We start from the raw sequence: 14,632 nt of genomic DNA on the forward strand, positions 1-14,632 counted from the left end.
GGACAGGCGGCGCTGCGTCAGACACACACAACAAGGCCCCGAAAACGGGGCCTCACCAGTCAGTTATGTTTTGCGTTGAATCTTAACGTTGCGGCCCTGAACCCTGGGCCAGGCCAAACATCAACAGCAGTAGATCGTGGTCTGGTTTTACGGTCTGCTCGACCTTGGCGACTCTGGGCAAAGGGCAATGCCCTTCACCATGTTGAGCACTCAAGATCTTCGTACCCGGCTGTTCCCAGGCGGCGAGAGCAACAGAAGCAACAGCCAACGCACCCACTACAAAAAGACCTCGAGCCAGTTCTAGCTTCATTACCCTAAACCTTTGATAGCGCTGCCAAACGCTGCTTCGTAAAAGTAGACCAGTTTCTGCCAGTCCGCAGGGCTGAATGACGAATGGCGACGCAGTTGTTTCATGTCGTGTTGGGCCGCAGCGTATGGGGTCAGGCGACGGCGGCACTTCTCCAGATCCAGCAGCGCGACTTCAGCCCTTGCCTCGGAACCTTCGCCAACGACCCGGACGAAGACGTGCTTGATGTAGATGCAGCTGTGTTGCCAACGGCCGCGGTGCATGCGCGCCAGATTGACTGCCAGTTCATGGAGCATTTGCTCGTGCAGCGCTTCACCGTAACGCTCGCGGCCACCGGCCGCATACCAGTTCTCGATTTCGTCGAAACCGTCCAGGGCGGCAGTCACCAACAGCGCACGCCACTCATTGTTTTCGTCACGCTCGGCACCACAAAAAATCATTTTCGGTACGTTCACGTTGAGCTGACGCAGGCCTTCCAGCGCGTCGCGCTCGCGCAGTACGGTAGGACGCCCGAAAGGATGCAGCCAACTGCGGTAGATGTGGCCCGTCTGGCGCTTGATGTAGATAAGCCGACCGTTTTCAGTCAGGACGCGCTGCACGCCGCTTTCACCACCGCGCCGGATGTTGGGCTCTTCTACCCATTCACCGCGCTGGTTCCAGAAATAGGCAAAGCGCTCGCCTTGGCCAACTGTCGATTCTGCTACACCTTCCACGCCCATCCTGTTACCTCTTGCGCAATAAATAGACACGCCACATGGCGTACATCGGCAGGAAATCCATCCGCTCCTGGATTCTGAAACCTGCCTGTTCGAATTCGGCTTCAACGGTTGCAACGGGTAACACAAAACGATTCTGGTAACCTTCCTGCCCGCTTTCGCGGCTGCGTTTTTGCTCGCTGCGCTTGCGTTTCCAGGCTTTGAAATTGCCATCGACCCAGAGGGAAATGATCACGCTGTCGCGGGTAACACGTTGAAATTCACGCAATAGCGTCAATCGGTGGGCCGCGTCGCCCACATGGTGCAGCAGTCGCATGCAGAAAATACTGTCCACGGCATTGTCGGGCAGGTTGATCGCGAAGGCTGATGTCTGCAAAGGCTGTACCCGTTTCACCACTTCGGCGGGCTGGGCCTTGCAAGCGGTGCTGAGCATGTCAGCAGAATTGTCCGCGCCGATGATCACCCGGTTGGGCTTTTCCGCCAACAGCGGCCAGAAGCGACCGGCACCACAAGGCAGATCAAGCACCAGCCCAGGATCACCCGCCAGCTTCAGTGCTTTGCGTGCCAGCTGCTCATCGCGCCTGTGAGACAACCGTCGAGACATATTGTCCTGATGTTTCTGTAAATATTTTTGCGCATGTTGTTGATTGTATTTACGGGAAAACTCGAGCTCGATTCGCTTGCTCATGGTGGATCTCCTGCTTCTGATGGGGCCAACTTAGTCAGCCCAGCGTCATCGTCAGGTCATGTTTATGTGAAAAAAGCGTTACTTGGCCTGGGTAAATGTTTCCAGATTTTACAATGACTTAGAGATAGCCCGCCGCCACTATTTGTCACAATGACGGTTTTCTCATGGGTGAAACGACAACCGTAACGGCGGAGCAACACCTTGTTTCGTCGGAATTTATCTGGCTTTGAGGGTGACGCTGAATCGGCACCCGTTGGGATCCATCGGGCTCAGACTCACGGTCCAACCCTGGTTTTCGCAGATCCGCTGCACCAGCGACAAGCCCAGCCCGAGGCCTTCGCCGCGCTGCTCGTTGCCGCGCACAAAGGGTTCGAACATTGCCTCGCGCTTTTCTTCCGGAATGCCCACCCCGCTGTCCTCCACCATGAAGCCTTCGGCTTGTAACGTGAGGGTAATAAAACCACTGTCGGTGTAATGCAGGGCGTTGCGCAGCAGATTGCCCATGACGGCGTGCAAAAATGTGGCGTTATACACAGTTTCCGACGACTGGTCCGCTGCGGCCGGATGGAAATTAAGCGTCAGCCCTTTGCTCTCGATGGGACCACGCCACAACGCAATCAGCTGTTCAGCGACGCTGCACAGGCCTACTTTCGGCGTCATGGTCGCGTCTTCACGCTGAGTGCGGGCCAGCATCAGGAAAGTCTGCACGAGGTCGCGCATTTCTTCGCAGGCGCGAGCGATGCGCTCCACTTGAGCACGGGCGCGAGTATCCAGCGCAGGATTCTCAAGCAGCAGTTCACAGGAACTGGCCAGCACCATTAACGGCGTGCGCAATTCATGGCTCACATCGCTGGTGAACATACGTTCGCGAGTCAGGGCGCTGCGCAAGCGGCCCAGTGTTGCGTCGAACGCCACGGCCAGTTCACCCACTTCGTCCGCCGCATAATCCGGCGCCAGTGGTGGTGCCAGCCCGAGCAGTTGATCGCGGTGCCGGACTTGCCTGGCCAGGCGCACAACCGGCGCCATGACGCGCCGAGCCAGGACCCAGCCAAGAAACACAGCCAGGGCCAGTGCCAGCACGAACCCGACCAACACCACGGCAAACAGCACGCGCTCACGCTCTTCGAAATCGCTTTGATCCTGCAGCAGCACATAACGTCGACCGTCGACCACTTCGACCATCGCGTGATAAGACAGCGGCCCGCGAAACACCTCGTGAAATCCCGGTTCCAGATGGCGCAAGTCTTTAGGTACGTCGAAATCTCCCGGACCGCCGCTGAAATAGAACAGCTGGTCGGGCTCGGGCCTGTGGCTCCAGTCGCTGACGCTGTCCATCAACAGCAGGCGATTGAGATCACCGCCCAGACCTGAGGAAATCAGTTTTTCTTCGACCAGGTGTACCGTGGCGACGATGCCCATGGCGAAAGATCCCGCCACCAGTGCGCTCATCAGAGCAAAGGCAATGATGATCCGCTGGGCGAGGCTTTGCTTAAACTCCATCTCGGCCCTCGGCCAAGCGGTATCCGACACCATGCACGGTTTGCAACAGCGGTTTGGCAAACGGCTTGTCGATCACCTGACGCAACTGGTGAACGTGGCTGCGCAGACTATCACTGTCCGGGCAATCATCGCCCCACAGGGCTTCTTCGAGAATCTCGCGGCGCAACACGTGCGGGCTTTTCTGCATCAGTACCGCGAGCAGTTTCAGCCCCACCGGGTTGAGCTTGAGCAGGCGCCCTTCGCGGGTGACTTCCAGGGTATCCAGGTCGTAGATCAGATCGGCGACTTGCAAGGTGCGTCGACCGCCACCCTGGGCACGGCGCAACACCGCTTCAATACGCGCGGCAAGCTCGGACAATGCAAATGGCTTGAGCAGGTAATCGTCGGCGCCGGAGCGGAAGCCCTGGAGGCGGTCGTCCAGCTGATCACGAGCGGTCAACATGATGACCGGCGTGTCGCGTCGGGCGTCTTCGCGCAGGCGTTTGCACAAGGTATAGCCGTCAATGCCAGGCAACATGATGTCGAGTACGATCAGGTCGTAATGTTCGGTTGCCGCCAGATGCAGTCCGGAAAGGCCATCCTGTGCACAATCGACCGTATAGCCCTTCATGCCCAGGTAGTCCGCGAGGTTGGCAAGGATGTCGCGGTTGTCTTCAACGAGCAGAATTCGCATGGTGCACCTCTCCGTATGCAATAAGGCTGGCGCAGCTTAAGGCCAAGTCAGTCATAGAACCAGCGTCGAATGGCTTAACGTTTTTTTCACCAGCGGTTCACGGGTTAACGACAGCCTGGAAACCAGACTAGTCGCACCTCTGCCTATTGCGCGAGGTTTCCCTTCTGCTGATCTGGATCCGACATGTCGAGAGTTTCCATCCTGCCTTACTCGCGCCCGCTCAACTTATGGATAGGCCTGGGCATTCCTGCACTAACCGCCCTGGTTCTGATTCTGCTGGAACTGACGGACCTGGATATGGGCATCGCCAAGCTGGCCTATGACCCGGCTGCGGGCGACTTCATCGGCAGACATAGCTATTTCCTCGAAAACGTCATGCATGACTGGGCCAAGAATGCAGTGATTGCCGCAGGGCTGTTGGCGCTGGTCGCGTTCATCGCATCGTTCAAGGTCAAGCGCTTGATGCCATGGCGTCGGGAGTTGGGGTGTCTGGTACTGTCTATGGCGCTGTCGACCAGCTTCGTCACGCCGGTCAAAGTGCTGACCTCGGTGCAATGCCCGTGGAGCCTGACCGAGTTTGGCGGCAAGGAAACCTACAGCGAATTGCTCAGCCCGCGTCCCGAGACTGACAAACCGGGGCGTTGCTGGCCCGGCGGCCATGCGGCGACCGGCTTTACCCTGTTTGCGCTGTTCTTCATGTTCCGTGACCGCCGCCCGCGGTTGGCAAAAGCGGGGCTGATCTTTGCCTTAGGGCTTGGAATCGCCTTTTCCGTCGGGCGAATGCTGCAAGGTGCGCACTTCTTCTCGCATAACGTGTGGACAGCGGTGTTCTGCTGGCTGATCTGTCTGGGGTCGTATTACGCGGTCTTGTACCGGCCAGTGCCAAAACTGGCGCGGGTGGTTGGAGCGGAGCGGGCTGAAGGCGCATAAATAAATTTCGTGGGAGCATTCGGAGGTAACGACGGCCGCGATAGCGGTGTGTCAGACACACCGCGTTATCGGTCTTCGCGGGCAAGCCTCGCTCCAACAGATCTACGCAACATTCGCGATAGGACGTACAGCCTATGCATTTGCATCTACTGGAATGCCGTCTTCCCGGACAAATCCGGTCCCACAAAATCAGCGCGATCTAGTGGGACCGGATTTGTCCGGGAAGGCGTCGGTTCAGACATTACTTGTGCGGCGCGTGGCGGTTGCCCTCAGACATAGAGTCTCCAACGGAGCTATGAAGCCAACCCATAAAAAAACCCCGCACAAGGCGGGGTTTTTTTGGGGTGTTGCTTTGGGGGTAAAGCTGGCTTACATCATGCCGCCCATACCACCCATGCCGCCCATATCCGGCATGCCGCCGCCAGACGACTTACCGTCGTCTGCCACTTCAGCGATCATCGCTTCGGTGGTGATCATCAGGCTGGCGATCGAGGACGCAGCCTGCAGAGCAGAGCGAGTCACTTTAGTCGGGTCAAGGATACCCATTTCGATCATGTCGCCGTACAGGCCGGTAGCAGCGTTGTAACCGAAGTCACCCGAACCCTGCTTGACCTTGTCGACAACCACGCTTGGCTCGTCGCCGGAGTTGGCAACGATCTGGCGCAGTGGAGCTTCTACAGCGCGACGCAGCAGAGCGATACCGACGTCCTGATCGGCGTTGTCGCCTTTCAGACCTTCGATTGCCTGCAGCGAGCGAACCAGAGCCACGCCACCGCCAGGTACCACGCCTTCTTCAACGGCTGCACGAGTTGCGTGCAGGGCGTCTTCAACGCGGGCTTTCTTCTCTTTCATTTCAACTTCGGAACCAGCGCCGACTTTGATGACTGCAACGCCGCCGGACAGCTTGGCCAGACGCTCTTGCAGTTTTTCTTTGTCGTAGTCCGAAGTGGTGTCACCGATTTGCTGGCGGATCTGAGCGATGCGCGAGTCGATGTCGGTTTTAACGCCGGCGCCGTCGATGATGGTGGTGTTTTCTTTGTTCAGCACAACGCGCTTGGCATTACCCAGGTGTTCCAGGGTAGTGGTTTCCAGGCTCAGGCCGATTTCTTCGGAGATTACGGTACCGCCGGTCAGGACAGCGATGTCCTGCAGCATGGCCTTGCGACGGTCGCCGAAGCCAGGGGCTTTGACGGCTGCAACTTTCACGATGCCGCGCATGTTGTTCACAACCAGAGTCGCCAGGGCTTCGCCTTCAACGTCTTCGGCAACGATCAACAGCGGACGGCCAGCTTTGGCCACTGCTTCCAGAACTGGCAGCATTTCGCGGATGTTGGAGATTTTTTTGTCGACCAGCAGGATCAGCGGGCCATCAAGCTCGGCAACCATGGTGTCCGGCTTGTTGATGAAGTACGGGGACAGGTAGCCACGGTCGAACTGCATGCCTTCTACTACAGACAATTCGTTTTCCAGACCCGAACCTTCTTCAACGGTGATAACGCCGTCTTTGGTCACTTTTTCCATGGCTTCAGCAATGATGTCGCCGATGGAATTGTCGGAGTTGGCCGAGATAGTACCGACCTGGGCGATTGCCTTGGTGTCGGTGCAAGGCTTGGACAGCAGTTTCAGCTGAGCAACGATGGCGATGGTCGCCTTGTCGATGCCGCGCTTGAGGTCCATCGGGTTCATGCCGGCAGCGACGGCTTTCAGGCCTTCGTTAACGATGGCTTGAGCCAGAACGGTGGCAGTCGTAGTACCGTCACCAGCGTCATCGTTGGCACGGGAAGCAACGTCTTTGACCAACTGCGCGCCCATGTTTTCGAAACGGTCTTTCAGTTCGATTTCTTTAGCAACCGAAACGCCGTCCTTGGTGATCAGAGGAGCGCCGAAGCTCTTCTCGATGATGACGTTACGGCCTTTTGGACCCAGAGTTGCTTTTACTGCGTCAGCCAGGACGTTTACACCGGCGAGCATTTTTTTCCGGCCAGCGTCGCCGAATTTAACTTCTTTAGCAGCCATGATCGATATTCCTTAAATACTTAGTAGTAACGGAAGGTAGCGGGAGGACTCAGGCTTCGACGACCGCGAGAATTTCGTTCTCGCTCATCACCAGCAGGTCTTCGCCATCAACTTTCACAGTGTTGCTGCCGGAGTACGGGCCAAACACTACTTTGTCACCCACTTTCACGGCCAGCGCACGCACTTCACCGTTGTCCAGCACGCGGCCGGTACCCACAGCGAGGATCTCGCCACGGTTTGGCTTTTCAGCAGCCGAACCCGGCAGAACAATACCGCCAGCAGTTTTCGATTCTTCTTCGCTGCGACGGATTACGACGCGGTCATGCAGAGGACGAAGCTTCATTGTCGATCTCCTAATTATGGTTTTTAAACGGCCGGTGACGACACCAGCGGGCTAGAACATCCGGCGTTGCCGGTTACGGTTCGCAAGCGAACCGCAGAATACGGTCTGGCAATCGAGCCAGAAACCTTGCGGTGACCCATACATAAGGGCGGGCAAGGTGATTACAAGGCTTGGGGGATAATTTTTTTGCTTGAGCGCGACACTTGCCAAAACCGATGTGACACCCGCAGGTGCCACATTCATTGAGCCGCAGACGTTTTTTATTTGTCGCGATGCTCAAACTCGCCTTCGATCACGTCCGGCTCGCGAGTCGGCGGATGAATCGCACCGGGACGGCTCGGACCGTTGCTGGTCGGCATGTCTTCGCTGAACGCACGTTGACGAATAGCCTGTTCCTCGGCACGGCGGCGCAGTTTGTTGACCAGCACGCGACGCGTCACCGGCAGCAGGCAGATCACGCCCAAAATGTCGCTGATGAAACCCGGCAACAGCAGCAGACCGCCGCCGACCGCAATCATCAGGCCTTCCATCATTTGCTGTGCAGGCAGCTCACCGCGCGACAGGGCTTCACGCGCCCGCAGTGCAGTGGCGAACCCGGCCACGCGAATGACAAAAATACCGAGCATGGACGTCGCCACGACCAGCAGGAACGTCGGCAGGAAGCCGATGGACATGGCTACCCGAACCAGAACAAACAGCTCAAGCACCGGAAATAGTAGAAAGAGCAGCAAAAAAACACGCATCAAATGACTTCCTCAACGCAAGAATGCCTTGCAGTAGACCTTAAGTGACGTCGCAAATACGTGAATTCAAGCGTCCTGCACGTCACGGACCGGCCATTTTTCGGCGTGAGCCAGCTTAACCAAGGCTTCGCGCACTTGTGTCGGCGTATTACAGGGTTCTGCAAAGGGCAACCAGTATAGGCCCTGGCCAATACGCAGGTGCATTCCTTCACTGTCGACGCCAGCCATTTGCGCCGGCTCGCTCTGGGGCAACCCAGCGAGTTGTACGTAGTGCGCGATGGCCTTGGCGTGATCTTCATTCATGTGTTCGACCATGCTGGTTTCCGCAGCGCCGGCGAAGGGATTCGCCAGCGCGACGTTATCGAGCCAGTGAATCGCGCCAAAACCGCCGATGAAGCGATAGCGCACCGGAGCCAGCACCCAGAAATCGAAGTCATGGGCGGTGTGATAACTGCGCGATTCGGGGAAATAGCGGTAATAACGCTGGGCGGCGGCTTCAACGGCAGTGGCTTCGACGAGCTTCTCGGCTTCGGCCATGACCGTGACGCGCCCGGTCGCCTGAACATCTATCGCCTCACGCTCGCCGACCAGCAACGAACACTTCGGGTCCAGCCCCAGGTTATGCGTGTGTTGCGCGATTCGGCTGATCAGAATCAGCGGCCTGCCCTGCCCGTCCAGGCAATACGGCACGGAGGAACCAAACGGGAAACCCGGCATGGACTTGGAGTGGGTCGACAGAACCCCTCGGTATTCCTTGAGCAGCAGTTCTCGTGCTTGCTTGGCGGCCTTGATGCTCATTCTTTGACTCCCGGGAACCATTGTCAGTAAATTCTGGGAGCCAGAATAACAATGGCCTGCGCAATGGGCACGGGGAAACAACTATTGCGGCGAGGAAGAGACGGGGGGCGAACCAAGATTTCGTTGGGTCCACCGCCTTTATCCGAGGCAGTGATTTACCAGGTCACACCAAACCCCGCGGTGTAACGGGTCTTATCAAGATCGCCATCGCTGGAGCCGCTGATTACATCTTTCTCGGCCTTGAGGTTCAGCGACGCCCAGTCGGTGACTTTGTAGCGCAGGCCGACTTCGGCTTCCAGGCTGTAATCAGCCACACCGCTGATTGGCTTGCCCAGTTCACCGTTGGTGAAGAATTCGACTTTTTTGCCGATCAGGAAGCGGTTGTAGTCCCAGGTACCGGCCACGGAGTAGAAGTTGTCCTTCTCGCCGTTGGAGTATTCGAAGTCGGTACGGTTGACCAATGCGCCCAGCTTGAACGCACCCAACTCATCGTCCCAGAACTGATAGCCAGGACCGGTACCGACTGTGCGCTGCCGGGAGAGGTCTTCGATCTTGTCGCGTTTGTAGTTGACGCGACCATCCCAGAACCATTTTTCGGTCAGGAAGCGGTCGATGGAGTATTCGGCGCTCCAGTTGTCGGTGGTCGTCAGCTCATCGGTGCTTTCGCGGTTGTACTCGCCTTTGGCGTTATGCCGCCATTGGCCGTGACGCGCGGAGGTCTTGAACGCCACGTTGTAGTCGTCGGTGTCGTTCTCGGCGCGCTGAAAATCCAGCGCGGCGTCGATGTTGCCCTTCCAGACCAGGTCGGTAACGATTGGTTTGGGTTTCATGATCTGCTGGATGCTGGCCAACTCGACGGTCTTCGGCGCTTCGCCATTGAGCAGCGTGACCTTGCCATCATCGGACGCTTGCAGCGACTTGGCGACTTCACCCTGATACTGGTCTTGCTTGACCAGCAGTTTCTGATCGCTTTCGAGGGTCTTGACCTGTTTCCAGTCCAGAGGGATCGCACCGGCGTAGGGGGTGTCGATCACCAGCTTGCCGCCGTCGAAAACCTTGATGGTCCCGGTCAGCTTGTCGCCGTTCTTCAACCAGACGGTATCAGCGAGCAAGGGGGTGGAAACGCAGGCAACAGCGAGGCACAACAGAGTTCTGTTCAACATAAGCAACGACTAGGCTCAGTAAGCGGAAAATCGGGCATCATCCAGAGAATGACGTCAAGGCAATCGAAGACCGCCGCGGGCATAGCAATCACAGACCATCGGATTATTCCGTAGTTCCGCAGCGCGGTTTATACACGCAAATAAACAGGAATAAATGCTTGATCGAAAAAGCATCGGTAAATGACGACCCTTCAGGGCTATCTGCGGCAGATGCGCGACGAACGGCGCTCTACATCACCCTGAATCAGGTGCCGTCGGGCAAAGTTGTCAGCTATGGCCAATTGGCAGACCTGGCAGGACTGGGGCGCGCAGCGCGCTGGGTCGGGCGCACACTGAGCCAGTTGCCTGAAGGCAGTTCGCTACCTTGGCATCGAGTGATTGCCGCTGGTGGACGCATCAGCCTGCCGGTGGGCAGCGTCTCAGGCGACGAACAGCGGGCCCGTCTGCGCGCCGAAGGCATTACCGTTCAGAACAATCGGGTAGATATGCGGCGTCATGGCTGGCGTCCGATAGAGCACAGCGGTTAGAGTGCGCCCTTTGTTTTCGTAACCTGAGGCAGATTCCAGCCCATGCCCCGTAAAACCTGGCGCGCCGCGCTCGCCGCATATGCCAGCCCCTCGACATTAGTACTGCTGTTGCTCGGTTTCGCTGCGGGCATGCCTTACATGCTGGTCTTCTCTACCCTGTCGGTCTGGTTGCGTGAAGCGGGCGTTGCTCGCGAAACCATCGGTTATGCAAGCCTCATCGGCCTGGCCTATGCCTTTAAGTGGGTATGGTCGCCGCTGCTCGATCAATGGCGCCTGCCACTGTTGGGCAAGCTGGGACGCCGCCGTTCCTGGCTGGTGCTGTCGCAATCGCTGGTGATACTCGGCCTGATCGGCATGGGTTTCTGCGACCCGCAGCAGCACTTGTCCTGGCTGATCGCGATTGCCGTGGTTGTGGCCTTCTCTTCAGCGACTCAGGACATCGCCATCGATGCCTATCGCCTGGAGATTGCCGACGACACGCAGCAGGCCGCGCTGGCCGCCAGCTACATGTCCGGCTATCGGGTCGCGGCGCTGCTCGCCACGGCGGGTGCGTTGTATTTCGCTGAAGGCTTCGGCTCCACCGGTTTCGCTTACAAGCATTCGGCCTGGACCGGCACTTATGTGCTGTTCGGCCTGCTGATGCTGCCGGCGCTGATCACTACGCTGGTCATGCGTGAGCCCGCCGTGCCGCTGCGCACGCAATTGTCGGCCGCTCGCTACGGCTTCACTCATCAACTGGCGTCGGTGTTTGTGCTGATCATTCTGCTGGTGTCGGTGCCGGCGATGTTCACCCAGCTCTACAACACGGATTTCGCCAGCGTGCTGTTCAACGGCACCAGCTGGATGGACCTGCTGCTGGAAGACCGGGCGTTCCTGCGCTCCATTCTCTACATCATCCTGACCACTGCTTGCCTGTCGTCCTTTGGCCGCAAGGGCCTGGCGCCAGTGCTGACCCCGATCAACGACTTCATCCTGCGCTATCGCTGGCAGGCGTTCCTGCTGCTGGGCCTGATCGCCACGTATCGCATGTCCGACACGGTGATGGGCGTAATGGCCAACGTGTTCTACATCGACCAGGGCTTCACCAAGGACCAGATCGCCAGCGTCAGCAAGATCTTCGGGCTGATCATGACGTTGCTCGGCGCCGGTTTCGGCGGGCTGCTGATTGTGCGTTTCGGGATCCTGCCGATCCTGTTCATCGGCGGCATGACGTCAGCGGCGACCAACCTGCTGTTCCTGATGCTCGCCGACATGGGCCCGAACCTGCAGATGCTGATCCTGACCATCTCGCTGGATAACTTCAGCTCAGGATTGGCGACTTCGGCGTTCGTGGCCTACCTGTCGAGCCTGACCAACCTCAAGTTCTCGGCGACGCAATACGCGCTGCTCAGCTCGATCATGCTGCTGTTGCCGCGTTTGATTGGTGGTTATTCAGGGGTGATGGTGGAGAAGTTCGGCTATCACAACTTCTTCCTGATCACGACGCTGCTGGGCGTGCCGACGCTGCTGATGATCATCTTGCAGTGGAGCAAAGAGGTGCGTCAGACCAGGGCGGCCGAAGCGCTTGAAGGGGCGGAAAAGCCTGCGAGTGAATAAACCTGTCGAGACAGACCTGGAACGGTGGGACCGGCTTTAGCCGGGAAGGCTGGATCAGTTTCGATACACATGCATCGGACCTATCGGCCATTTCCCGGCTGAAGCCGGTCCCACACAGTCTGCACTGGGGCCTGTTTACACTTGCGGCGCTGATTCCTGCACAACACGAATCACCCGTTGCGGGAACGGGATGTCGATGTTGGCGGCGCGCAAGCGGTCACGTGCTTCGGCATTGAAGCGGTTCGACACGTCGCCGAAATCGCCGGTCTTGGTCCAGACCCGCAACGACACAGTGATCGAACTGTCGCCCAGCGTAGCCACCACGGCCTGCGGCGCCGGGTCCTGCAGCACGCGCGGATCGTCGGCCATTTCCAGCAACACTTGCATGGCCTGCTTCAGATCCGCCTCGTAATCCACACCCACATCGAAGGTAATCTTGCGGGTTGGCTGACGGTTGGTGTTGGTAATGATGCCGTTGGACAGATTGCCGTTGGGCAGGATCACCGTCTTGTTGTCACCGGTACGCAGCACCGTATGGAAAATCTGGATGGTGTCGACCGTGCCGGACACGCCTTGAGCCTCGATCCAGTCGCCGATGCGAAACGGGCGAAACAGCAGAATCAGCACGCCGCCTGCGAAATTCGCCAGACTGCCCTGCAAGGCCAGACCAATTGCCAGACCCGCAGCACCGATAGCGGCGACGAACGAGGTGGTTTCCACGCCAATCATCGAAGCAACGCTGACGATCAGCAAAATCTTCAGAATGATGTTGGCCAGGCTGCTGATGAAACCCTGCAACGCCAGGTCGGCATTGCGCAAAGCCAGCAATGCACCCACTTTGGTGGTCAGCCGGTTGATCAGCCACCAGCCGATGGTCAGCGTAACCAGGGCCAGCAGCACGCGGCTGCCGTACTCCATGATCATCGGAATCCACGCCTGGGACGCTTTGACCAAGTGGTCGACTTCGGTATTCAAATCCATCTATTGCTCCTTACCTGTCGCGAAAAAAACTCAGGCCTCGGACGCCTGAAAACACGCTGGGTCCTGGCCTCCGAGACCGCAAGATCAATCGCGGAAGTTGTTGAACTGCAGCGGCATGCCGAATTCGTGGGCGCGCAGCACGGCCATGGCTTCCTGCAAGTCATCGCGTTTCTTGCCGGTGACGCGGACTTGCTCGCCTTGAATGGCAGCCTGAACCTTGAGTTTGGCTTCTTTGATATGCGCGACGATTTTCTTCGCCAGCTCTTTATCGATACCTTCCTTGAGCTCGGCGTCCTGCTTCATCAATTTACCGGACGCAAACGCGTCTTTGACTTCAAGGCACTTGACGTCGATCTTGCGCTTGACCAGGCACAGCTTGAGGATTTCGATCATGGCTTCAAGCTGGAACTCCGCCTCGGCGGTCAGACTGACTGTCAGGTCCTTTTCCTTGAATTCGAATTCGCCTTTGCCTTTCAAGTCGTAGCGACGGTCCAGCTCTTTGATGGCGTTGTCGACGGCATTAGTGACTTCGTGTTTATCCAGTTCGGACACTACGTCGAACGAGGGCATGTAATTTCTCCAGAAATAGGTGTTATCTAAATATTGACGTGATGAAAGCCGGGTCATTATAACGAGACTTTCCCGCGTTCACTGCGAGCCTTCCATGTCGACTGCCGTTTTTCCCTGGTTACTCCGCTTCATTTGCCCTTCAGTGATCGGCTGATGGCGGTTACCTGGCATGTTCTGGGCGCGGGCAGCCTCGGCAGTCTGTGGGCGGCGCGGCTGGCGCGAGCGGGTTTGCCGGTAAAACTTGTCCTGCGCAACGCCGAGCGGCTGGCGGCGTATGAGGCCAACGGTGCCGTTATCACGCTGGTTGAGCACGGCGTCGAGCAGCGCGTGCCGGTCAGCGCGCAGATTGTTGAAAGCCCCGAACCGATCGAGCGTCTGCTGGTTGCCTGCAAAGCTTATGACGCAGAACAGGCGGTCGCGAATCTGTTGCCCCGGCTGAGCCCGAATGCAGAGTTGATCCTGCTGCAAAACGGCCTGGGCAGTCAGGATGCCGTGGCCGCCAAGGCGCCGCACGCCCGCTGTATTTTTGCCTCCAGCACCGAAGGTGCCTTTCGCGAGCAGGATTGGCGGGTGGTCTTCGCTGGTCACGGGTTTACCTGGCTGGGCGATCCGCGCAATGCAGCACCGCCGTCATGGCTGCCGGACCTGCACAGCAGCGGCATCCCCTATGAATGGACGCCGGATATTCTCACCCGCCTGTGGCGCAAGCTGGCGCTCAATTGTGCAATCAACCCGCTGACCGTGCTGCATGACTGCCGCAATGGCGGTCTGCAGCAACATCCCTGCGAGGTCGCGACGCTGTGCAGTGAACTCGACGCGTTGCTCGCCTGCTGCGGCCAGCCGGCGGCGGCGCTGGAACTGCACAGTGAAGTCCAGCGCGTGATCCAGGCCACGGCGGCCAATTACTCATCGATGCTTCAAGACGTGACGCAAGGCCGCCGCACCGAGATCAGCTATCTGCTGGGTTATGCGTGCGCCGCAGCCATCCGCCATCGCTGCCCGGTGCCGCATTTGACCCAGTTACAGGAGCGGCTGGTTCAGCATCTCGCCGCACGCGGTTTGCGCACCGATTAGGCCAGGG

Annotated in this window: 16 protein-coding genes; 4 read left to right on the forward strand and 12 right to left on the reverse strand. The window is 58.2% G+C overall.

Annotation, left to right across the window (positions count from 1 at the left end; all coding sequences use genetic code 11):
• Nucleotides 1-82 precede the first annotated feature (82 nt).
• The 5 genes from ACP7E4_RS11750 to colR form a co-directional block, all read right to left on the reverse strand.
• Nucleotides 83-310: a hypothetical protein gene (locus ACP7E4_RS11750; protein ID WP_426113794.1), complete on the reverse strand. Its 228-nt coding sequence runs from the start codon at nt 308-310 to the stop codon at nt 83-85.
• A complete protein-coding gene (locus tag ACP7E4_RS11755) occupies nt 310-1,026 on the reverse strand; it encodes a lipopolysaccharide kinase InaA family protein (RefSeq protein ID WP_426113792.1) in 717 nt (238 codons plus the stop codon). The genes ACP7E4_RS11750 and ACP7E4_RS11755 overlap by 1 nt, the downstream gene beginning before the upstream one ends.
• 4 nt (nt 1,027-1,030) lie before the next feature.
• Nucleotides 1,031-1,711 (reverse strand): class I SAM-dependent methyltransferase, encoded by a 681-nt coding sequence (locus ACP7E4_RS11760; protein WP_426113790.1) that lies wholly within the window; start codon nt 1,709-1,711, stop codon nt 1,031-1,033.
• A gap of 216 nt (nt 1,712-1,927) precedes the next feature.
• Nucleotides 1,928-3,211 (reverse strand): sensor histidine kinase, encoded by a 1,284-nt coding sequence (locus tag ACP7E4_RS11765; RefSeq protein ID WP_426113788.1) that lies wholly within the window; start codon nt 3,209-3,211, stop codon nt 1,928-1,930.
• Nucleotides 3,201-3,884, reverse strand: coding sequence for a two-component system response regulator ColR (gene colR, locus ACP7E4_RS11770; protein ID WP_020292991.1), 684 nt, complete (start codon nt 3,882-3,884; stop codon nt 3,201-3,203). The genes ACP7E4_RS11765 and colR overlap by 11 nt, the downstream gene beginning before the upstream one ends.
• Before the next feature lie 183 nt (nt 3,885-4,067).
• Here colR and ACP7E4_RS11775 point away from each other — a divergent pair, with 183 nt between their 5' ends.
• The gene (locus tag ACP7E4_RS11775; RefSeq protein ID WP_426113785.1) at nt 4,068-4,814 is read left to right on the forward strand and encodes a phosphatase PAP2 family protein; all 747 of its coding nucleotides are present in this window, start codon (nt 4,068-4,070) and stop codon (nt 4,812-4,814) included.
• 369 nt (nt 4,815-5,183) lie between these two features.
• On the opposite strand, the gene groL is transcribed toward ACP7E4_RS11775, so the two are convergent.
• The 5 genes from groL to ACP7E4_RS11800 form a co-directional block, all read right to left on the reverse strand.
• A complete protein-coding gene (groL, locus tag ACP7E4_RS11780; RefSeq protein ID WP_065832644.1) occupies nt 5,184-6,830 on the reverse strand; it encodes a chaperonin GroEL in 1,647 nt (548 codons plus the stop codon).
• 49 nt (nt 6,831-6,879) lie between these two features.
• Complete coding sequence (locus tag ACP7E4_RS11785) at nt 6,880-7,173, reverse strand: co-chaperone GroES (RefSeq protein WP_020292988.1); 294 nt, start codon at nt 7,171-7,173, stop codon at nt 6,880-6,882.
• A gap of 260 nt (nt 7,174-7,433) precedes the next feature.
• Nucleotides 7,434-7,916 (reverse strand): FxsA family protein, encoded by a 483-nt coding sequence (locus ACP7E4_RS11790; protein WP_341521204.1) that lies wholly within the window; start codon nt 7,914-7,916, stop codon nt 7,434-7,436.
• Between the two features lie 66 nt (nt 7,917-7,982).
• Nucleotides 7,983-8,714 carry a HugZ family protein gene (locus tag ACP7E4_RS11795; RefSeq protein WP_426113782.1) on the reverse strand — a complete coding sequence of 244 codons (732 nt, stop codon included), beginning with the start codon at nt 8,712-8,714 and terminating at the stop codon, nt 7,983-7,985.
• A 155-nt stretch (nt 8,715-8,869) separates the two neighbouring features.
• Nucleotides 8,870-9,877, reverse strand: a complete 1,008-nt coding sequence (locus ACP7E4_RS11800) for a DUF481 domain-containing protein (RefSeq protein ID WP_426113780.1) — start codon at nt 9,875-9,877, stop codon at nt 8,870-8,872.
• A 161-nt stretch (nt 9,878-10,038) separates the two neighbouring features.
• Between ACP7E4_RS11800 and ACP7E4_RS11805 the strand changes: the two genes are divergently transcribed.
• Together ACP7E4_RS11805 and ACP7E4_RS11810 are read left to right on the forward strand one after the other, a co-directional pair.
• Nucleotides 10,039-10,404: an MGMT family protein gene (locus ACP7E4_RS11805; protein ID WP_426113949.1), complete on the forward strand. Its 366-nt coding sequence runs from the start codon at nt 10,039-10,041 to the stop codon at nt 10,402-10,404.
• Nucleotides 10,405-10,446: 42 nt separating this feature from the next.
• Entirely contained in the window at nt 10,447-12,000 is a 1,554-nt protein-coding gene (locus ACP7E4_RS11810) for an AmpG family muropeptide MFS transporter (RefSeq protein ID WP_426113778.1), read from the forward strand.
• 135 nt (nt 12,001-12,135) lie between these two features.
• Here the strand turns inward: ACP7E4_RS11810 and ACP7E4_RS11815 are convergent, their stop codons facing one another.
• The gene (locus ACP7E4_RS11815) at nt 12,136-12,981 is read right to left on the reverse strand and encodes a mechanosensitive ion channel family protein (protein ID WP_426113776.1); all 846 of its coding nucleotides are present in this window, start codon (nt 12,979-12,981) and stop codon (nt 12,136-12,138) included.
• Nucleotides 12,982-13,065: 84 nt separating this feature from the next.
• Nucleotides 13,066-13,551 (reverse strand): YajQ family cyclic di-GMP-binding protein, encoded by a 486-nt coding sequence (locus ACP7E4_RS11820; protein ID WP_426113774.1) that lies wholly within the window; start codon nt 13,549-13,551, stop codon nt 13,066-13,068.
• A 153-nt stretch (nt 13,552-13,704) separates the two neighbouring features.
• Here ACP7E4_RS11820 and ACP7E4_RS11825 point away from each other — a divergent pair, with 153 nt between their 5' ends.
• Nucleotides 13,705-14,625 carry a putative 2-dehydropantoate 2-reductase gene (locus tag ACP7E4_RS11825; protein ID WP_426113772.1) on the forward strand — a complete coding sequence of 307 codons (921 nt, stop codon included), beginning with the start codon at nt 13,705-13,707 and terminating at the stop codon, nt 14,623-14,625.
• Nucleotides 14,626-14,632 lie beyond the last annotated feature (7 nt).

Source organism: Pseudomonas sp. DSP3-2-3 (genome assembly GCF_049898225.1).
Classification (GTDB): Bacteria; Pseudomonadota; Gammaproteobacteria; order Pseudomonadales; family Pseudomonadaceae; genus Aquipseudomonas.